Raw genomic sequence first — 19,365 nt, forward strand, 5'->3', positions numbered from 1 at the left:
CCTCAGCGCTCGCCGAGGCCGGCCAGGCCGGCCAGCGCGCGGGCGGTCTCGTCGGGGTCGCCGGCCCGGCGGGCCAGATCCAGGGCGGCCCGGTAGCGGGCGGCCGCGGCGGCGGGGCGGCCCAGGGCGTGCAGCGTCGCGCCGAGGCCGTTGAGCGCCTCGATGTGCAGGCTGCGCTCGCCCGTCTCGCGGGCGATGGACAGGGCCCGCTCGAACGCGTCCAGCGCCTCCGGCCCCCGTTCCAGGCGCAGCTGGGCCGCGGCCAGGGCGGCCAGCGCGCTGCCCTCCCCGCCGCGGTCCCGGGCCGCGCGGCAGGCCGTCAGGGCGCGCCGCAGGTGATGCAGGGCCTCCTCGTGCCGGCCGGCCAGGCTCTCCACCACGCCGAGGTTGCCCAGGGCGTAGCCCTCCAGCCGGACGTCGCCGAGCGCGGCGAAGAGGGCCGTGGCCCGGCGCAGGTGGCGGCGCGCGAGCCCGTAGCGGGCCAGGCGGCGGTGCAGGCCGCCCAGGTTGAGCAGCTGCGAGGCCTCGCCGTGGGGGTCGGTGGCGGCGCGGTACCCGGCCAGGGCGCCGATCAGGCACGCCCGGGCCTGCGGGTACTCGCCCAGCCGCTCGTGGGCCAGCCCCAGCCGGGCCCGGGTGCGGGCCCGTCCGATGACGTCGGTTCCGCGGTCGTGCCAGGCCAGCGCGTGCTCGTACCAGGTGCGGGCCCTCGCGTATTCGCCGAGCCACCAGAACGTGCCGCCCAGGTTGGTCAGGACCCGGGCGATCCGCTCCGGCGCGCCCGCCGGGGCCGTGCGCAGGGCCGCCCGCGCGGCGGCGCCGTGCACGGCCAGGGCGTCCCGGGCGTGGCCGCCGACCTCGAAATAGCGCCACAGGGCCTCGGACAGGGCGATGGCGTGCTCGGCGCCGGCGTGCCCGGCGAGGGCGACGAGGCCGGCCCGCTCCTGGTCCAGGGCCCGCCGGGCGGTGCCCGCGCCGCCGGGCATGGGCGGGACTTCGGGAAGGTCGTGCGGGAACAGCGTCGCGGCGGCGGCCCGGGCCTCGACGACGTGGTGGTCCAGCAGCCGGGTCAGCGCGGAGCGGCGTTCGTCGGGGGAGAGGGCGACCCGGGCGGACTCGGCGGCGTACGCGCGCAGCAGGTCGTGCATGCCGTAGCGGTCGGCGCCGACCCTCGTGACCAGGTGGGCTCGGACCAGTTCGGCGATGGGCGCGTCCGGGGCCAGGGCGGCCACGGCGGCGGTGCTCAGGGACGGGCCGGGGTGCAGGCCCAGCAGCGCGAAGAGGCGGCGGGCGGGCGCGGTCAGGTGGCGGTACGACCACGAGAACACGGTCCGCACGGCGCTGCGGGCGTCGCCGGTGTCCAGGCGGTCCAGGTCGGCGACCACCTCGTCCAGGCCCAGGCCGGGGTGGGCGGAGGCGAACTCGGCGGCGATGCGCAGCGCCAGCGGCAGGCCCGCGCACCGGCGGGCGAGGGCGTGGGCGGCCTCGACCTCGGCGTCGACCCGCGCGCCCAGCAGGGTCCGCAGGAGACGGGTCGCCTCGGGGGCGGCGAGCGGGTCCAGGCGGATGCGGCGGGCGCCCTCGCGGACCACCAGGCCCGTCAGGTCGTCGCGGCTCGTGACGAGCGTCAGGCACGACCCGGTGCCGGGGAGCAGGGGGCGCACGTGGTCGGCTCCGGCCGCGTTGTCGAGCAGCACGAGCAGGCGGCGCCCCGCGATCAGGGTGCGGTAGAGCGCGGCGCGTTCGGCCTCGTCGCGGGGGATGCCGGGGCCGTCGACGCCCAGGGCGCGCAGGAAGCCGGCCAGGGCGTCGGCGGCCGGGAGCGGCCGGCCCGGGTCGTAGCCGCGCAGGTCGGCGTGGAGCTGGCCGTCGGGGAAGCGGCCGGCCGACCGGTGGGCCCAGTGCACCGCCAGCGCGGTCTTGCCCACCCCGGCGGTGCCCACGATGAGCGCGACGCTGCCGCCGGCGTCGGAGAGCGCCGCGAGCGGGGCCTCGCGGCCGGTGAAGCCGGCGCAGTCGAGGGGGAGCTGCCGCGGTACGCCGGGCCGCACCGGCGCCCGGCGGCGGGCGTCGGCCACCCGGTCCCGGGCCGTGGCCAGGGCGCCCTGCTCGGCCGGGGTCGCGCCGAGCAGCCGGACGAGCGCGTCGAAGCGGTCCGTCGGCGGCAGGACCTGGCCGGAGAGGTAGCCGCCGATGACGCCGCGGGACCAGCCCGTCGCGGCGGCCAGCTCGCGGTAGGTCAGCTCGCCGGCGCCGCCGGCCCGGGCGTGCCGGCGGCGCAGGTCGCGGAGGGCCCGGCCCAGGTCGGCGAGCGTTGCGATGCCGGCGGCCGGAGCGGCGTGGGGACCGATGCCGGGACGGTACCCGGCGTGGGGACGGGCGGGCTACCAGCCGGAGGGGGCGCAGGGCACCCCGTTGAGCGTGAAGGCGGTGGGTGGCGTGAAAGGTACAGCCGAGCCGCCGAAGCCGATGTTCGCCTGGACGCCGGGCTGGAGGGTCGTGAACCACGGGGCGGGCGTGACGGTCGCGGAGGCGCCGTCGCGGGCGATGGTGCCGCCGAAGCCGCTGTAGATCGTCACCGCGGGGTCCACCCGGAAGGCGAGCCGCCAGCCGGTGAGCGGGGCCGCGGTGGTGTTCTTGACGGTCATCACGGCCTCGAAGCCGGGCGGGAACGCGATCAGCTGGACCTGGCAGGACGGGGCGGGCGTGGGGTCGGCGGACGCGGGGCCCGGGGCGGCGGCGAGCACGGCGGCGGACGCCAGCACGCACGCGAGGCCCCGGGCGAGGCGATGTCTGGTCATGGCGGCATCGTGGACGATGACCGCGCCGCCGCGCCCGCGATCTCGGACACGGCCGGACAGGATCGGACGCCTCAGCGCTCGTGGACCGGCGAGCCGTCCACGAAGACCAGGTCGGCCCGGGTGTCGTGCAGGGTGGTGCCCGGCGCGAACGGGTCGCGGTCCAGCACGACCAGGTCCGCGGCCTTGCCCGGCTCCAGGGTGCCGATCCGCTCGTCCAGGTGGCTCACGTACGCCGAGCCGGCGGTGTAGGCCCGCAGCGCCTGCTCCAGCGTCAGGGCCTGCTCCGGCAGCATCGGCGTCTGCGCCATCGGCCACGCGGACTCCGCCGAGCCCGGAGGTTCCGTCCGGTGTACCGCCACGTGCATGGCCGGCCACGGGTCGGGCGTGGACACGGGCCAGTCGCTCCCCGCCGCCAACCGGCCGCCCGCCCGCGCGATGTCCCCGAACGGGTACTGGTGCCCGACCCGCCCCGGCCCGAAGAACGGCGCGCAGAGGGTGTCGTTCTGCTCGTGGTGCGTGGCCCACAGGGACTGGATGTTCGCGGTCACGTCCAGCGCCGCGAAGCGGGGCACGTCCGCCGGGTCCACCACGTGCAGGTGGGCGATGTGGTGGCGCTGGGTGTTGCCGCTCGCCGCCACCGCGTCGAGGCACTCGCGGACGGCCCGGTCGCCGATGGCGTGGAAGTGCACCGCGAACCCCGCGGCGTCCAGCGCGTCCACATAGGACGACAGGCGGCTCGGGTCCACATTGGACGTACCGCAGAAATCCTTGCCGACATAGGGTTCGAGCATCGCGGCGGTGAAGTTCTCGGCCACGCCGTCCTGCATGATCTTCACGGTGCGGGTGACGAACCGGCCCTCGAGCCGGCGCCGGGCGCGGAAGTCCTCGAGCTGGTCGAGGCCGCGGTCGCGGTCCCACCACAGCGCCCCGGCGACCCGCGCGCGCAGCCGGCCCGACTCGGCCGCGGACACGTAGGTGCCGAACTGGTCGCGGGAGCCCGCGTACGAGCCCACGATCGCGTCCTGCCAGCCGGTGACGCCGAGCGAGAAGAGGTACCGCTGCGCCTCCATGAGCGCGTGGTCGTAGTCGGCCGCGGTGTCCGGCGGCAGCAGCGGGGTCACGAGGTCCATCGCGGCCTCGTGCAGGACGCCGGACGGGGAGCCGTCGGCCGAGCGCTCGATCCGCCCGCTGCGCGGGTCCGGGGTGGACGCGTCGATGCCCGCCGCGCGCAGGGCGGCCGAGTTGACCCACGCGGAGTGGTGGTCGCGGTTGGGCAGGAACACGGGGCGGTCGGCCACGACGGCGTCGAGGTCCTCGCGGATCGGCAGCCCGCCCGGGAACGCGGACATCGACCAGCCGCCGCCGGTGATCCACGCGCGGCCGGGGTGCGCCGCGGCGTACGCGGCCACGGCGTCCAGGTAGCCCGCCCGGTCGTGCAGGTGGGACAGGTCACAGCGCAGCCGCTCGAGGGCGCCCTGCACCGGGTGCACGTGGGCGTCGTGCAGGCCGGGGATGAGCAGGCGGCCCGCGAGGTCGACGAGCTCGTGCGCCCCCGGCACCGCCGCGCGCACGTCCGCAAGATCGCCGACGGCGATGATGCGGTCACCAGCAGTGGCCAGCGCCTGCGGCCGGGAGCCGTCGCCGGTCCAGATCGGCCCGCCCGTGAACACCATCGCACCCATGAGGCGAGAGGATACTAAGGTCGCGGGCATGATTCGGGTGCTGCTCGCCGACGACCACCAGCTCGTCCGCACGGGGTTTCGGGTCATCCTCGAGACGGAGGACGACCTGAGCGTGGTCGGGGAGGCGGCCGACGGCCGGCAGGCCGTCGAGCTGGCCCAAAGCACCCCCGCCGACGTGCTGCTCATGGACGTCGAGATGCCCGGCGTCGACGGGCTCGCCGCGACCCGGGAGATCACCGCGGCCGGGCCGGCGCCGGCCGTGCTCATGCTCACCACGTTCGACCGTGACGACTATCTCTTCGCCGCGCTCGAGGCCGGGGCCAGCGGGTTCCTGCTCAAGAACGGCACGCCCGAGGCGCTCATCGACGCGGTGCGGATCGTCGCGCGCGGGGACGCGCTGCTCGCGCCGGAGCTGACGCGGCGGGTCATCGCGGCGTTCGCGCGGCCCGGACGGCGGCCCGCGGGCGGCGCCGACGCGCGGCTGGAGGAGCTGACGCCGCGCGAGCGCGAGGTGCTGGTCGAGCTGGCCGGGGGCGCCACGAACGCCGAGATCGCCGCGCGCCTGCACCTGGGCGAGGCCACCGTGAAGACGCACGTGAGCCGGGTCCTGACGAAGCTGCAGCTCCGGGACCGCACCGCCGCGGTCGTCTTCGCCTACGAGCACGGCGTGGTGAGGCCGGGTCCGTCGCGCGACGGACTCCGGGGGTAAATCGCCAGCCGGATTCGCCGGGGCCGCGCGGCGCCTACCGTGATGGTCATGAGCGACGCACTGCGGGTGGAGGGGGTCAACCGGCGCTTCGGCGACCGGCAGGTGCTCTCGGACGTCACGTTCGACGTCGGGGCCGGTCGCATGACCGGCTTCGTCGGGGCCAACGGCGCCGGGAAGACCACGACGATGCGCATCATCCTCGGGGTCCTCGCGGCCGACTCCGGCTCGGTCACGTGGCAGGGCACGCCGCTGAGCACGCAGTTCCGGCGGCAGGTCGGCTACATGCCCGAAGAGCGCGGCCTGTACCCGAAGATGAGCGTCCGAGAGCAGCTCGTCTACCTCGGCCGGCTGCACGGCCTGTCGCTGGAGCGGGTCAAGCGCAACGCCGCCGACCTGCTCGACCGCCTCGGCCTCGGCGAGCGCGCCGACGACCCGCTGCAGCAGCTGTCGCTGGGCAACCAGCAGCGCGCCCAGATCGCCGCCGCCCTCGTGCACGACCCGCTGCTGCTCGTGCTCGACGAGCCGTTCTCCGGCCTCGACCCGCACGCGGTCGACACCGTCGTCGGGGTCCTGCGGGAGCGGACCGCGGCCGGTGTGCCGGTCCTGTTCTCCAGCCACCAGCTCGACGTCGTCGAACGGCTCTGCGACGACCTGGTCATCATCGCCGGCGGGCACATCCGGGCCACCGGCACCCGCGAGCAGCTGCGCACCCAGTTCTCCGAGCCCCGCTACGAGCTGCGCGTCGACGGCGACACGGGCTGGCTGCGCGACCAGGCCGGGGTCACCGTCGTCGACCTCGACGGCGACCGGGCCGTCTTCGACCTCGCCGAAACCGCGGACGATCAGGTGGTACTGCAGGCCGCGCTCGCCCGCGGCCCGGTGCGCTCGTTCGGTCCCGTCGTACCCTCGCTGGCCGAGATCTTCCGAGAGGTGACCCGATGAACCTGCTGGAGGCCGTCCGGCTCGTCGCCGCGCGCGAGCTCAAGGTGAAGCTGCGCGACAAGACGTTCCTGTTCAGCACCCTGTTCTTCCTGCTGTTCGCGCTCGGCTCGTCGGTGCTGCCGGCCGTGTTCGCTTCCGGCGCGTCCTCGGTCGCGGTGGTGCAGGCCTCGCCGTACGAGCAGAAGTTGCGCGATGCGGGCCTGGAGGTGAAGGTCGTCGCCGATCCCGAGAAGACCGTGCGCGACGGGGACGCCGACGCCGCCGTCGTGGACCAGGGCGGCAAGCCTCAGGTCGTCGCGATGCGGGACGCGCCCGGCGATGTCGTGCGGTCCTTGTCGGTGGCTCCCGAGGTACACCTGCTGGATCCTGATGCGGTTGACGAGCTCGCCAAGTTCCTGGTCCCGTTCATGTTCGCCCTGGTGTTTTTCTTCACCTCGCTGACCTTCGGCATCCAGATCGCGCAGAGCGTGGTCGAGGAGAAGCAGACGCGCATGGTGGAGATCCTGGTCGCGGCGGTGCCGGTCCGGGCCCTGCTCATCGGCAAGGTCGCGGCCGGCGGCCTCCTGGCCCTCGCCCAGGTCGCCCTGATCGCGGTCGTGAGCATCGTCGGCTCCCAGTTCACCGACGACGCCGGCGACCTGCTGCCGCTGCTCGCCCCCGCGATGAGCTGGTTCATTCCGTTCTTCGTGCTCGGCTTCATCATGCTGGCCGCGCTCTGGGCCGCCGTCGGCGCGCTCGTGAACCGCCTCGAGGACGTGTCGAACGCCGGCATGCCCGTCCAGCTGCTCGTGATGCTGCCGTTCTTCGCGGTCATCTTCCTCGGCGACAACCCGACGGCGATGCGCATCCTGTCGTACGTCCCGTTCTCCGCCCCCACCGCGATGCCCGTCCGCCTCTTCGACGGCTCCGCGGCCACCTGGGAACCGTTCGTGGCCCTGGTGATCCTCGCCGCGGCGGCGGCCGGGGCGCTGCTGCTGGGCGCGCGCATCTACGAGGGCTCGCTGCTGCGCACCAACGGCCGCACCTCCTGGTCGGCCGCGTGGCGCGACCGCGAGCTGCGCAGCATCTGACCGCGGCGCCCGCCCCCGGTGGGGCTCCTCGGCGGGATCGAGCTCGACCCGGGCTCGACGGCTCAGGATGCCCCTACGGGCGATCTTGCTCGGCCGGGCCGTCGCGGTGCGGCGCGATGCCCAGCTCGGCCAGCTCGGTGGCGCGGGCCACGTCGCCGTGGGTCACGATCCCGGTCAGCCGGCCATCGGTCACGACCGGCGCCAGCCGGTGCCCGCCGGACGGCAGCGCCGCGGCGGCGTCGACCAGCGTCGTGGCCGGGTTCAGCAGGCGAGCGGGGTCGACCGGCGCCGACACGTCGGCCAGCCGCACCCGTTCCCGGTCGGCGCTGGGCACCTTGACCAGCCGGGTGAGGCTGACCAGGCCGGCCACGTGGCCGTCGAGGTCCAGGACCGGGAAGGTGCGGTGCGGGTGGCGGCGGGCCACCGTGGCGACGAAGTCGGCGACGGACTGGCTCGTGTAGCCGCACACGGCCGGGGTCGTCATGACGTCACCGACCCGAACGCCGGCCAGCGTGTTGCGCACGACCGCGTCGACGGCCTCCGCCCGGGCGGCCAGGACGAGGAACCAGCCCAGCAACACCGGCCACAACCCGCGGAAGTTGGCGGTCAGCAGCACCTGGAGGAAGCCCGCGGCGATCAGCACGCCGCCGAGCACGATCCCCGCGCGGGCCGAGGCGCGGCGGGCGGCCGCCCGGTCGCCCCGGACCCACCACAGGACGGCGGCCAGGACCCGGCCACCGTCCAGCGGCGCGCCGGGCAGCAGGTTGAACAGCCCGAGCAGGACGTTGACGACGGTCAGCCAGACCAGCCCGGTCACCGCCAGCGCACCGCCGCCCAGAGCGCGCACCACCGCCGCCGCGGCGGCGAACACCCCGGCCCCGGCCAGGCTGACCAGCGGCCCGGCGAGCGCGATCAGCAGGTCGGCGCGTGCGTGCGGAGCCTCGCCGTCCAGCTGCGAGACGCCACCGAGCAGCCACAGGGTGATGGCGCGGACCCGCACCCCGTAGTGCCGGGCGACGAGCGAGTGGCCGAGCTCATGGGCCAGCAGGGCGGTGAGGAACACCACCGCCACGAGCACCGCGACGCCCCAGTACACGGCCGTCGCGTGCCCCGGCGCGCCGCCGGGCAGGATCACCACCGCCAGCCCCTGCACGAGCAGCAGCATGATCACGAAGACGGACCAGTGCACGCCGACCGGGATGCCGGCGATCCGGCCCAGACGCGCGGTCTGCCCCATTGCCACCACCGCCCTCCCGAAGCAGCACCTCACCCATCCGCGCGCGGCGGACCCGGGCCAGGCGGCATCGCCCGAGCGCTACCCACCGGCCGGTGGCCTCGAACCACCGGGCGGCGAGATCGTCACGGTTTTCTTCGCCCTCGCCGGCCCACCGCTCGGCGCCGCGAGCCGTCGAAGGTCACTCCTTCGCGCGCGGGGCGACCCCGAGGGCCTCGCAGGCCTCGCGGTACAGGCGCACGACCTCCGGGCGGACCTCGGCGCGCTCGGTCAGCGGGCGGCCGAACGGCACCCGGGCCGCCACCTCGGCCCCGTCGACCACGGCCGTGAAGTCGATCCCGTCGCCGTCCAGGCCGGTCATCGCCGCCGCGGTCGCCGACGGCCGCCCACCCAGCGCCCGCACGATGAGCAGGCTGTCGGCGGCGTGGTCGGCGTTCATGTGCCGGCTGACGGCCTCGACGACCTCCGGGGTGAACGGCTGTGTCATGGCTCTCCTCATCCGGTCAGGCGGCCTGGTCCGCGGCGTACTCGCGGCCGAGGTCCACGAGGACGGCGATGTTGAGCTCGTACGCGATGTGGATCTCCTCCACGATCCGGGTGCGCTCCGCGGCCGTCCACGGCGCGGCGTCGAGGGCCTCGCGGTAGCGGGTCTTGAACGCGGCCGGGTGGCCGAGGCCGTCGAACGCGTAGAAGCTCGTCGCGGTCGTGTCGTAGCCCGCGCGCACGGCGGCGGCGATGTACTGCCCGCCGGAGAGGTCGCCGAGGTACCGCGTGTAGTGGTGCGCCACGAACCCGCCCGGCCAGTCGAAACACACCTCGCGGAGGCGGGCCGTGTACCGCTGCGTCGCGGGGCTCGGCGGCGTCCGGTCCCGCCAGCCGTCGCCGAGCAGCGCGTGCAGGTCGGCCTCGAGCGCCGGTCGCCGTGTCAGTTCGTCGTGGATGAACGCGGCCGCGACCGGGTCGTCGCGCATGACTGTCGCGGCTGATTCCAGTACCGCATAGATGTGCAGGTGCTGGGCGACCATCGCGGTGTAGGCGGCCAGCGGCAGCCGCCCGCGCACGAGGTCCCCGAGGAACGCCGCCCGCTCGGCCTCGCGGTGCCGACCCTCGGTGCTGCGCCGCACGACCGCCGAGAACGCCTCATCCACGAGGTTAGGCTAACCTAATCATTGGCTCCGGTGAAGATCCGCGATGGTAGGTTCGGGTGGTGAACCCGCTCATCGATCGCCTGCGGGCGTACGATCCGGGCGGAATCCGAGTGCGCCTCGCGGCCCAGGTCGCCGTGACCATGATCGCCGCCATGGCCGCCGAGTGGCTGCTGGTCCAGGCCCGGCACGATCCGGTGCCCGTCGTCCCGCTCATGCTCGGCGCGGTCATCGCCCTCTGCGGCGTGTTCGCCGCGCCGATGTTCGACACCCCGCGGCAGCAGGCGCTGAACCTCGCGCTCATCCCGATCCCGGTGCTCGGCGGCATGACGCTCGGCCTGGCCCTGGCCCCGTACCAGCTCTGGGGCTTCGTAGCCGTGATCGTCGTGCTCACCGGCGGCGCCTACCTGCGGCGGTTCGGCCCCCGCGGCTTCTTCGGGGGCAGCTTCGCGTTCATCGGTACCTTCTTCGGGCTCTTCCTGCACGGCGTGATCACGCTGCGGTCCCTCGGCTGGCTGGCCGTCGAGGTCGTCCTCGCCGTCATCGTCACCGTCGGCCTGCAGCTCACTCTGTTCCGCATCCGCAACGACCGCACCCTGGCCCGGCTGCGCCGCTCCTTCGGCGCCCGCTCCCGCGCGGTGGCCGCCGCCGCGCTCGCGCTCACCGAGTCCCCGGCCCCCCGCCGCCGGGAGCGGCTCGTCCGGCGCCTGCGCCGGCGCACCCTGGCGTTCAACGAGGCCGCGCTCATGGCCGACGCCTACCTCGAGCGCCCCGGCGCGCTGCCGGCCGGGACCAGCCCCGGCATCGTGCACCAGCGCCTGTTCGACCTCGAGCTCGCCGTCACCAACCTGGCCCGCTTCGCCGTCACCCTCGCCGGCGCCGACCTGCCGCCCGCGCTGCGGGACCTGGTGCGGGAGGGGCTCGCGGCCGTCGGCGAGCTCGACGCCGCCCGCGCCGACGCCGCCGGCCGCGCCGTGCTGGAGGAGCTGCCCGAGGGGCCGCAGCGCATCGTCGCGCACCGGTTCGGCGGCTGTCTGCGCGCCGGGGCGGAGGCGTTGTACGGCCTGCGCGGGCTCCCCTCCGACGAGCCCGACGTGCTCTTCGCCGCCGCCGCCGAGCTCGCGGGCGGCTTCCTGCCGGGCTCGGCCGGGGTCAGCCAGACCGCCTCCGAGGAGCCGCAGACCGTCCGGCGCTTCGGCCGCTCCGGAATCCCCCCGAACGTGCGGGTCGCCGGGCAGATGGCCGTGGCCGCGACCGTCGCGCTCGTCCTGGGCTACGCGGTCGACCATCGGCGGTGGTACTGGGCCGTCATCGCCGCCTTCGTCACGTTCATGGGCGCGCACAACGCCGGCGAGCAGCTGCGCAAGGGCTCGTTACGCGTGATCGGCACCGTGGCTGGCGTCCTCGTCGGCGCCCTGCTCGCGCACGCGATCGGCCCGCACGTGTACGCCGCCCTGGCGGTCATCGTGGCGGCGCTGTTCCTCGGCCTCTACCTGATGCGCTCCAGCTACGCGTGGTTCGTCATGGCCGTGACGATCGCGGTCTCCCAGCTCTACGTCGAGCTGGGGGAGTACTCCGACGACCTGCTCCTGCTGCGCCTCGGCGAGACGGCCATCGGCGCCGCGGTGGCGCTGCTCACCGTGCTCGCCGTAATGCCCCTGCGCACCGGCCGGGTCGTGCGGGTCGCGACGCGCGAGTACCTGACCGCGCTGTCCGCCGTGGTCGACTCCGCGGTGCGGCAGCTCCTCGGCACCGGCTCCGACGCGCGGGTCCTCGGCGCCGGCTCCGACGCGCGGGTCCTCGGCACCGGCTCCGACCCGCGGGTTCTCGACACCGGCTCCGACCCGCGGGTCCTCGGCACCGGCTCCGACCCGCGGGTCCTCGACACCGGCTCCGACCTGCGGGCCGAGGTGCGCCGCCTGGACGCCGCCTACCAGGCGCTGACGGCGACCCTGGCGGCGCTCGGCGTGCCGCTGCTGCCGGTCCCGTCGGCGCGCATCCTGTTCGCCAACAGCCTCTCGGCCTCGCGCAACTACGCCCGCAACCTCCTGGCCGACGCGACTCCCGCCGCCCTGCCGCCGGAGGCCCTGCGGCTCGCGGCGGACACGCTGCAGGCCTCGATCGAGGCGCTCGTCGCCGCGCTGCGGCGGGACTCGCCGGGCTCGTACGTGCGCTCGGCGTCGCGCTTCGCCGCCCTCGCCGCGGCCCTGCCCCTGCCCGACACCGCGGCGCCGCAGCTGGCCCTGCGCGACCTGCAGCTGATCGACGGGTCGCTCGCGGTGATCGCCGAACAGCTCGGCCTGACCGTGACCGCCCTCGACCAGGACGAATCGATGCAGGCGGCGGACAGCTAGGCTCGCGCCGTGATCGAGGCCGACGCGGACCGGTTCGCCACGCTGTTTCATGCCCTGGGGCGGGCCGTGGACACACCCGGACACCTGGCGGCGCTGGTCGGCGCCGACGCGGACCGCCGGCGTGCGGCGCTCGGGCACCTGCGGAACAAGGTGATCCACCAGGGCATACCGCTGACCGCCACCGCCCCGGCCGCCGCCACGGTCGCCGGGTTGGTGCACGATCCGCGGCTGTCCGGCGCCGCGAACGCGGACCTGCGCGCCGGCCTGGTCGACTTCCTCGCCGACGTGGCCACGGCCGGCCGGTCGTACTCCGACGCCTGGCTCGACGCGTGGCGCGACGCGTTGGCCCCGCCGCCCGGGTTCGACGCGGACGCCGCCCTGGCCGCGGTGCTGGCGTCCGGAGACGACTATTCGGAGGTGTACGCCGACAGCCCGCTGTCCTACGCGCTCTTCCGCCGCGGTGTGCTGGGCTGCCGGGAGGTGACGCCGCTCCTGCTCACCGTGGCCGTCGCCGCCCTGTCCGATCCGGCATCGGCGGTGCGTGTGCAGGCGGCCCGCGCCGTCGCCGCCTGCGGCGCGGGCCTGGCCGATCCGGCCCCGCTGGAGCGGCAGCTCGCGGCGCGGGTGGCCGAGGCCGGCCCGGACGAGCGCGCCGCCATGGTCCTGGCCATCGGCGAGGTCGGCGGCGCGCCCCGCGCCCATCTGCGTGATCCGCACCCGGGCGTGCGGGCCTGCGCCGCGCTGGCGCCCGCCCTGGCCGACGACCCGGCCGCCCTCGACGAGATCCTCGCGGCGCTGGCCGACCCGCTGGCCCCGGAGACCTGGTTCGCCGAGCCTCCGCCGCAGTTCGACCAGCACATCCGGTTCACCCTCATCGCCGCCGCGACGGCGCGCACCGATGACCCGCAACGCCTGCTGCCCGCGGCCCTTGCCGTCGCGCCCGTCGCGAGCCGTCACACGGCCGCCTTCGACGTCGGACCGTTCCTGCGGCCATTCTTCGCCGGCCGCGAGCCCGGCCCGCTGTCGCCGGTCCAGCGTCGCTTCCTCACGGCCCTCGCCGACAACGACGAGGTGTGGACGCCGGGCCTCGGCGCCGTCAACCGGGCCTTCCGCGAGGTGGGCCTGCCCTACGACCGGGGCGAGTGCCGCGACCTGGCGGACGGGTGAGACCCCGGCCGGGGCACGGCGCCAGGTCCGCTGCAAGTGGCCTCCAACTCGCCGCTAAGCGGGGCGTCGCACGCTGCGGGCTCGGCAACGCACACGAGAAGGAGGTACACGTGCAACGCAAGCTGGTCCGGATCGCGGCCGCCGCGCTGCTCGCCGTGATGATGTCGGTCGGGGCGCCGGCTATCGCGTCGATGGGCTCGGGCAAAGTGACGACGCAGGACTTCCACTTCTAGCCGTCGCCACTTCCGGGAAAGGTGCGGCCGGCACGCCGGTGCCGGCCGCACGTCCCCCTCACGGCTGGGCGAAGGTATACCCAGCGTCACGGAGCCGGGGCAGGACGACACCCAGCGCGGTGAGAGTCTGCTCGCGATTGCCGCCGCCGTCGTGCTCGAGAATGATCGAGCCCGGATGGGTCTGCTTCAGGATCGTGGACACGATGTGCTGGACGCCGGGGCGGCTCCAGTCGCGCGGGTCCACGGTCCAGTCCAGCGCGCGCAGTCCCTGGGTGCCGCACTGCGCCAGCACGGTCTGGGACCAGGCGCCGCCGGGAGCGCGGAACAGCGTCGGCCGGTATCCGTTGCCCGACGCCTTGGCGATCGCGTCGGTGGCCTTCGCCATCTCGGCGCGCACCGCGCTCGCCGGCAGCTTCGCGATGTTCATCGGGTGGCTGAACGTGTGGTTGGCGATGTGGTGGCCGCCGTCGAGGACCCGCCGGACGAGGTCGGGGTGCGCGGCGGCGCTGCGGCCGATCATGCAGAACGTGGCGCGGATCCCCTGCTGGGCGAGCAGCGCCAGCATCCTCGGGGTGTAGGCGGGGTCGGGCCCGTCGTCCACGGTGAGGGCGATCTCGGTGCCGTGGCAGGGGAGGGTGTACTGCGGGCCCTTGGGCCCGAGCCCACCCGGCGACGGGCACACCCCGGGCGTCGGCGGGTTCGCCGGCGGGATGACCAGCGGCGAACCGGACGGGTCCGGCGAGGCGGCGTCGCCCGGGCGCGAGTCGCCGGGTATGTCGCCGCCGTGCCAGCTCGCGTGGTCCTCGCCGCACCCGGCCAGCAGCCCGATCCCGCCCAGGGCGAGCAGCAGCGAGCGCCGGGAGACCTTCGCGCTCACGCGGTGCCCGGGGCGTCGCCGACGAGCTCGGGGTGGGCGGCGACGAACTCGGCGACCCGGTCCTGGCCGATGGCGGCGAGGAGCGCCTTGGTGGTGGCGTCCAGGACCTCGTACGACTGGCCGTCGACGACCTCGCTGTTGAAGTGGCCGCCGTTGGCCTTCAGGGTCACCAGGTGCTCCGGCGTGATGCCGTGCAGCGTGAGGATCCAGTCGGCGAGCGGTATGTCGTTGTTGTAGAACGAGACCGCCTTGCCGATCGAGTTGAGCATGTGGTCGACCTTCTGCGGGTTGGTGAGGACGCCGGCGCTGGTGGCCTTGGTGAGCATCGCCTTGATGAACTGCTGCTGGTGGCGCTGCCGGCCGTAGTCGCCGTCGTTGTCCGCGAGCTTGTCGCGCTGCCGCACGTAGTCGAGGGCCTGCCAGCTGGCCATGTCCGAGCAGCCGGGCTCGTACACCTGCGGGCGCATGTTCGGCTTCAGGGTGGTCGGGATGCCGGCGGCGTTGAAGTTGTACGGCTCCCCCTCCTGCCCGGTCCGCGTGTTCCATCCGGTGTGGATCGACGTGGTGCGCTCGTCCACGCACATGTGCACGCCGCCGAGCGCGTCGACGAGGTCCTTGAACCCGTCGAAGTTGACGATCGCGGCCCCGCTGAACTTCAGGCCCCCGGCGAGGCCGCTGACCGTCTCGGCGAGCAGCGTCAGCCCCTCGTCGCGGCCGCCGCCGTGCTGGTAGCCGAACTCGAAGGCGGCATTGATCTTGTCGGTGCCGCCGCGGTACTGGGTGCGGGCGTCCGCCGGGATCACGACCCGCGTGTCGCGGGGGATGCTCGTCAGGTACACCATGTCGTGGCTCGCCGGCACGTGGGCGATGATGATCGAGTCGGCTCGCGCACCCATCGCCGCGTTGCCGTCGCGCTCGTCGATGCCCACGAGCAGCAGGTCGAGCGGTCCGTCGATGTCGTGACCGGCCGCCGCCGAGCCGAGGCCGCCGGGGTGGGTGACCTGGCCACCGTAGTGCGCCAGCAGGATGCTGCCGCCGACGAGCGAGCCGGCGCTGACCGTGAGGAGCAGCGCACCGGCGATCAGGCACAGCCGCGCCCACAACGGGCTCCTGCCGCGCATTGCGCTCCCTTCGCCGCGACCGACGTCCCAGCGTCGCCGCAGCGGCGGGCTCGGGTGACCGCCCTAAGCCGCACAGTTGCTACGGGTTTCCCGCACCCCGGCCGAGACCGGCCGACCTTGGCGCGCACGTCGGCCGCCTCTGTCTTGCGCCGCAGCCGTGGCTCGTCGGCCGCCGCTTTGTGCCGTCTGCCGTGCGCCGCAGCCGTGGCTCGCCGGCCGCCGCTTTGCGCCACAGCCGCGGCCCGCTCGTCGTCGGCGGCCACCGCCCAGTGTGCTCCTGCGGCGATCCGGGCTCGAACGGGCCGTCATTCCACGATCCGGGCGCGATGTTGCGCAGACTGAGACCCGTGCGTTGCTCGTGGCACCGCGAATCGCGCCGACCGGCGTGAACCTGGCGACCCTGGGTCCCGACTGTGCTGGGTGAGGAGGCAGTGATGACCGATGAACGCCTGGTCGTCCGCTGCCAGCTCGGCGAGCGCGACGCCTTCGCCGAGCTGGTGCGGGCCTGGCATGACCCGATCTGGTCGTACGTGCGGCGGATGCTCCCGCCGGCCGTCACCGACGACGTGGCGCAGGAGGTGTGGGTGGCCGTGCTGCGGGGCCTGCCGCGCCTGCGCGACCCGGCCCGCTTCACCCCGTGGTTGTTCACGATCGCGCGGCGCGCGGTGACGAACCGGCTGCGCGAGGAGTACGCCCGCCCGGAGGAACCACTGTCCGACGTCGCGTCGCCCGACGCCGTCGCGGAGGTGCTGGACCGCGCCGAGCTGGCCGGGGCGCTCTCGGCCCTGCCGCCACGCGAGCGCGAGATCCTGATCCTGTTCTACCTGCAGGACCTGTCCTTGGAGACCTGCGCGGAGATCTGCGCCGTACCGATCGGGACGGTCAAGTCCCGCCTGAACCGAGCCCGCCGCCTGCTGCGGGACGCCCTCGTGCAGAAGGGATACTCCTGGTGACCCCCGACGACATGCTCACCCGCCTCTCCGGCCGCCTGTCACTGCGCCGCCGCCTGGCCGTGGTAGCCGTACTCCTCGCCGGCGCCGCGATGTCCCTGCTCACCGGCCTGTTGTGGGCCACCGAACCGGCCCTGCCGACCCGCACTCAGGCCGCGTTCGGCGCGATGATCGCGGTCGGCCTGGCCTGGGTCGCCTACGCCGTCTGGGTCCTCACGCGCCGGCTCCCGCTCTTCGCCCTCGACCGCGTGGTGGCGGCCTGGCTCGGCCTGGCCGCGACGGTGGCGGTCGCCGTCCCCGTGGCCGTGATCGCGGCCCGCCCGGTGGCCCTCCTCATCGTCGCGGTCCTGCTCCTCGCGGCGCTCGCCAACCTGCGGCGCGGCCTGACCCGGCGGGCCGCACTGCTGCGCCGCAAGCGAGAACTGGACGGATAGCCACGCCCTTCGCGGCGCCCGGCCGCGTCTTACGGCGGTGTCCGCGGCCGCGGTTCACGCGCCGCGCCGCGAGCGGGAGCTGGGCGGATGGCGACGCCGTTCGCGGCGCCTGGCCTCGTGTTGCGGGCTTGGGTGGTCGCCGGTGTCCGCGGCCGCGGTTCACGCGCCGCGCCGCGAGCGGGAGCTGGGCGGATGGCGACGCCGTTCGCGGCGCCTGGCCTCGTGTTGCGGGCTTGGGCGGCCGGGGTGTCCGCGGCCGCGGTTCACGCGCCGCGACGCGAGCGGGAGCTGGGCGGATGGCGACGCCGTTCGCGGCGCCCGGCCTCGTCTTGGGGCTCGGGCGCCGGCGGGTCCGATGCCGCGGCCGGAGCGGATCTCACGGACGCCGGCGACGCACTGACCGCCGAGGCAGCCCGATCGGGCGGTGCCCGGGTCGTCTGGCAAGCGGGGGCGGCCCCGTCGGAGTGGGTCTCGCGGCGGGGTCGACCGGTGCCCGAGTGCTGTGGCGGCGGGGCCAACCCCGACAGCGTGGTCTGGCGGCGGGGGCAACCCCGGCAGCGTGGTCTGGCGGCGGGGCCGATTGCGCTCGAGTGCTGCGGCGGCGGGGCCGGCTGGGTGCGCGAGCGGTCAGGCGGGCGCGGTGGCGGCCGGGGCGGGGCGGTGGAGGGGGAAGCGGGCGCGTACGCGGAAGCCGGGGCCGCTCGTGCGCGGGCCGGTCTCCAGGGTGCCCTCGTGGGCGGCGACGCGCTCCCGCATGCCGATCAGGCCCAGGCCGCCGGTCGTCCGGCGGGTTGAGCCGCGGCCGTCGTCGGCGATGTCGAGTTCGAGTTCGTCGGCGTGGAAGCGGATTCGCACGTCCAGTTTCGTGGCGTCCGCGTGCTTCAGGGTGTTTGTCGCCGCCTCCTGGACGATTCGGTAGCCGGCCAGGGACAGCGACTCCGGCAGGTCGATCTCGTTGCCGAAGACGCCCAGCGAGGTCTCCAGGCCGGCGTGGCGGACCGAGTCGAGCAGCTCCGGGAGGCGGTGGAGGCCGACGGCGGCCGGGGCGGTCGCGGGGGAGGAGTCCGGGGCGCCGCCCGGTGGGGAGATGTCCGGGCCCGAGGCTTGAGTGGGAAGTGAGACGGGCGTGGCGGATGAGGGAGCGGTGCCCGAACCGGTGGGCGAGTCGGATGCGGATCCAGGCGGGCCGACTGCGGAATCGGGCGAGCTGGGCGTGGGTGCGGGCGCGCCAGAGGTGGTGGTTGGAGTGGGTGCTGGGTCGGTGTGGCGTAGGAGGCCAGCATGCGGTGGAGCTCGTCCACCGCCGTGCGGGCGCTCTGCTCCACCGCGGCCAGGGCCTCCTTCGCCTTCGGCGGGTTGCGGTCGAAGACGCGGCGGGCGGCCGAGGCCTGCACGCCCATCACCGACACGTGGTGGGCCACGACGTCGTGGAGCTCGCGGGCGATGCGCAGGCGCTCGTGCAGGACCGTGCGGGCGGCCTCCTCCTCGTGGGCCGCCACGAGCTCGGCGGCCTGGGCCTCGACCAGCTGGCGGCGGCGCTCGGCGGTCCAGGCGATCTCGCCGAAGTAGTAGGCGAAGCCGAAGTAGAGGACGTTGACGAGCACGCCGTTGATGAGGGCGGCCAGGATCGGCGACACCGGGCCGTCGGCCTTGACGAACTCGGCCGCGGACAGGTGGGGCAGGGCGATCAGGTAGGAGATGCCCAGCCAGATGAACATCCCGGCGATGATGCCGGAGCGCAGCCACCTCGAGCGGCGATGGTCCCGGCCCCAGGCGCCCAGGGTGTAGATGGCCGCGAACAGGGCGCCGGTGGTGAGCTGCTGCTCGGGGGCGTGGCGGGTCTGGCCGCAGATGAAGGCGATGGAGATGACCAGCGCCACGGCGTCGGGCCAGTGGCGGCGCCAGCACAGCGGCAGGGTGCACAGCAGGGCCCAGACGATCTGCTCGGGCAGGGCCGGCGGGTGGCCGAAGTAGGAGCCGGTGCTGCGGGTGAGGGTCAGGTTCAGCAGGGCCATCGCGGCCACGATCACACCGACGGCGATGTCGATGCGCAGGCGGCGGGCATCCGGGATGGGGCGCTGCCAGGTGTCGCCGTCGGTCGTCATCCCGCCCCCTTCCCAAGGTGCTGCCGGGAGTCTACGAGGGGGGTATGACAGTTTCTGATTCGCGGCATTTATGAGGCAGGTGGCACGGGAGGAGCAGGCGGCACGGGCGGACCGAAATAGGGAGCAGGAGCCGGACCCGCACCGAGACCGGCAGCGGCAGTCCCGTCCGGCCGGCGCACGGCGAAGGACGCCACCACCAGCGCCACCCCGATCGTGATGAGCACGACGTCCGCGATCGTGTACGCGTTGTTCGCCGTGTTGAAGGTGTCGATGTCGAGATCCCCGCCCGACGTCAGCGAGCGCAGGTGCAGAATCCACACGATGTTCGCCGCCTGGTCGGCCGCGATCACCAGGCTCCCGGCCGCCCCCAGCAGCCCGCTGAGCACCCCCAGCCGCCGGATCATGAGCAGCGCGACGAGCACGCCGGCGAGCGCCACGAGAATGGCCGGCACCCGCAGCCCGATCTGCACCCCGATGGACAACGGCTCGACGGAAGACGAATCCATCGGATCACCCTAAACAACCGCGGCCCGTAACCGAA

19 protein-coding genes are annotated in these 19,365 nt (G+C 74.8%); 8 read left to right on the forward strand and 11 right to left on the reverse strand.

Features of this window, described 5'->3' with window-relative positions; all coding sequences use genetic code 11:
• Positions 1 to 2: 2 nt before the first annotated feature.
• The 3 genes from ABT369_RS49375 to ABT369_RS49390 form a co-directional block, all read right to left on the reverse strand.
• A complete protein-coding gene (locus ABT369_RS49375; RefSeq protein WP_350624119.1) occupies positions 3 to 2,078 on the reverse strand; it encodes an ATP-binding protein in 2,076 nt (691 codons plus the stop codon).
• A 306-nt stretch (positions 2,079 to 2,384) separates the two neighbouring features.
• On the reverse strand, positions 2,385 to 2,801 hold the full coding sequence (locus ABT369_RS49385) for a cellulose binding domain-containing protein (protein WP_350624121.1): 417 nt from the start codon (positions 2,799 to 2,801) through the stop codon (positions 2,385 to 2,387).
• A gap of 71 nt (positions 2,802 to 2,872) precedes the next feature.
• Positions 2,873 to 4,483 carry an amidohydrolase gene (locus ABT369_RS49390; RefSeq protein ID WP_350624123.1) on the reverse strand — a complete coding sequence of 537 codons (1,611 nt, stop codon included), beginning with the start codon at positions 4,481 to 4,483 and terminating at the stop codon, positions 2,873 to 2,875.
• Between the two features lie 28 nt (positions 4,484 to 4,511).
• Here ABT369_RS49390 and ABT369_RS49395 point away from each other — a divergent pair, with 28 nt between their 5' ends.
• The 3 genes from ABT369_RS49395 to ABT369_RS49405 are packed head-to-tail and all read left to right on the forward strand — an operon-like array spanning position 4,512 to position 7,204.
• Positions 4,512 to 5,192, forward strand: a complete 681-nt coding sequence (locus tag ABT369_RS49395; protein ID WP_350624125.1) for a response regulator — start codon at positions 4,512 to 4,514, stop codon at positions 5,190 to 5,192.
• 48 nt (positions 5,193 to 5,240) lie between these two features.
• Positions 5,241 to 6,134, forward strand: coding sequence for an ABC transporter ATP-binding protein (locus tag ABT369_RS49400; protein ID WP_350624127.1), 894 nt, complete (start codon positions 5,241 to 5,243; stop codon positions 6,132 to 6,134).
• Positions 6,131 to 7,204 (forward strand): ABC transporter permease, encoded by a 1,074-nt coding sequence (locus tag ABT369_RS49405; RefSeq protein ID WP_350624130.1) that lies wholly within the window; start codon positions 6,131 to 6,133, stop codon positions 7,202 to 7,204. The genes ABT369_RS49400 and ABT369_RS49405 overlap by 4 nt, the downstream gene beginning before the upstream one ends.
• A 73-nt stretch (positions 7,205 to 7,277) precedes the next feature.
• Here ABT369_RS49405 and ABT369_RS49410 read toward each other — a convergent pair whose 3' ends face one another.
• From ABT369_RS49410 to ABT369_RS49420, 3 genes are all read right to left on the reverse strand, one after another.
• Positions 7,278 to 8,441, reverse strand: a complete 1,164-nt coding sequence (locus ABT369_RS49410; RefSeq protein ID WP_350624132.1) for a site-2 protease family protein — start codon at positions 8,439 to 8,441, stop codon at positions 7,278 to 7,280.
• A gap of 178 nt (positions 8,442 to 8,619) precedes the next feature.
• Positions 8,620 to 8,925: a DUF2470 domain-containing protein gene (locus tag ABT369_RS49415; RefSeq protein ID WP_350624134.1), complete on the reverse strand. Its 306-nt coding sequence runs from the start codon at positions 8,923 to 8,925 to the stop codon at positions 8,620 to 8,622.
• Positions 8,926 to 8,941: 16 nt separating this feature from the next.
• Positions 8,942 to 9,586, reverse strand: a complete 645-nt coding sequence (locus ABT369_RS49420) for a biliverdin-producing heme oxygenase (RefSeq protein ID WP_350624136.1) — start codon at positions 9,584 to 9,586, stop codon at positions 8,942 to 8,944.
• A gap of 59 nt (positions 9,587 to 9,645) precedes the next feature.
• Between ABT369_RS49420 and ABT369_RS49425 the strand changes: the two genes are divergently transcribed.
• The 3 genes from ABT369_RS49425 (at position 9,646) to ABT369_RS49435 (ending at position 13,337) form a co-directional block, all read left to right on the forward strand.
• Positions 9,646 to 11,937: an FUSC family protein gene (locus ABT369_RS49425; RefSeq protein WP_350624138.1), complete on the forward strand. Its 2,292-nt coding sequence runs from the start codon at positions 9,646 to 9,648 to the stop codon at positions 11,935 to 11,937.
• Between the two features lie 9 nt (positions 11,938 to 11,946).
• Positions 11,947 to 13,104 (forward strand): hypothetical protein, encoded by a 1,158-nt coding sequence (locus ABT369_RS49430; RefSeq protein WP_350624140.1) that lies wholly within the window; start codon positions 11,947 to 11,949, stop codon positions 13,102 to 13,104.
• 110 nt (positions 13,105 to 13,214) lie between these two features.
• Complete coding sequence (locus tag ABT369_RS49435; RefSeq protein WP_350624142.1) at positions 13,215 to 13,337, forward strand: hypothetical protein; 123 nt, start codon at positions 13,215 to 13,217, stop codon at positions 13,335 to 13,337.
• 58 nt (positions 13,338 to 13,395) lie between these two features.
• Here the strand turns inward: ABT369_RS49435 and ABT369_RS49440 are convergent, their stop codons facing one another.
• Together ABT369_RS49440 and ABT369_RS49445 are read right to left on the reverse strand one after the other, a co-directional pair.
• Positions 13,396 to 14,214: a polysaccharide deacetylase family protein gene (locus ABT369_RS49440; RefSeq protein ID WP_350624144.1), complete on the reverse strand. Its 819-nt coding sequence runs from the start codon at positions 14,212 to 14,214 to the stop codon at positions 13,396 to 13,398.
• Complete coding sequence (locus ABT369_RS49445; RefSeq protein ID WP_350624146.1) at positions 14,211 to 15,335, reverse strand: LCP family protein; 1,125 nt, start codon at positions 15,333 to 15,335, stop codon at positions 14,211 to 14,213. Before ABT369_RS49445 ends, ABT369_RS49440 begins: the two co-directional genes overlap by 4 nt.
• Positions 15,336 to 15,769: 434 nt before the next feature.
• Between ABT369_RS49445 and ABT369_RS49450 the strand changes: the two genes are divergently transcribed.
• Positions 15,770 to 16,288, forward strand: a complete 519-nt coding sequence (locus ABT369_RS49450) for an RNA polymerase sigma factor (protein ID WP_350624148.1) — start codon at positions 15,770 to 15,772, stop codon at positions 16,286 to 16,288.
• Positions 16,285 to 16,719 (forward strand): hypothetical protein, encoded by a 435-nt coding sequence (locus ABT369_RS49455; protein WP_350624150.1) that lies wholly within the window; start codon positions 16,285 to 16,287, stop codon positions 16,717 to 16,719. Before ABT369_RS49450 ends, ABT369_RS49455 begins: the two co-directional genes overlap by 4 nt.
• 627 nt (positions 16,720 to 17,346) lie before the next feature.
• Here ABT369_RS49455 and ABT369_RS49460 read toward each other — a convergent pair.
• The 3 genes from ABT369_RS49460 to ABT369_RS49470 all read right to left on the reverse strand — a co-directional run bounded on the left by ABT369_RS49460 (position 17,347) and on the right by ABT369_RS49470 (position 19,330).
• A complete protein-coding gene (locus ABT369_RS49460) occupies positions 17,347 to 17,703 on the reverse strand; it encodes a sensor histidine kinase (RefSeq protein WP_350624200.1) in 357 nt (118 codons plus the stop codon).
• Positions 17,601 to 18,824: a sensor histidine kinase gene (locus ABT369_RS49465; RefSeq protein WP_350624152.1), complete on the reverse strand. Its 1,224-nt coding sequence runs from the start codon at positions 18,822 to 18,824 to the stop codon at positions 17,601 to 17,603. Before ABT369_RS49465 ends, ABT369_RS49460 begins: the two co-directional genes overlap by 103 nt.
• Before the next feature lie 68 nt (positions 18,825 to 18,892).
• Positions 18,893 to 19,330, reverse strand: a complete 438-nt coding sequence (locus ABT369_RS49470; RefSeq protein WP_350624154.1) for a hypothetical protein — start codon at positions 19,328 to 19,330, stop codon at positions 18,893 to 18,895.
• Positions 19,331 to 19,365 lie beyond the last annotated feature (35 nt).

It is taken from the genome of Dactylosporangium sp. NPDC000244, assembly GCF_040300725.1.
Lineage (GTDB): Bacteria > Actinomycetota > Actinomycetes > Mycobacteriales > Micromonosporaceae > Dactylosporangium.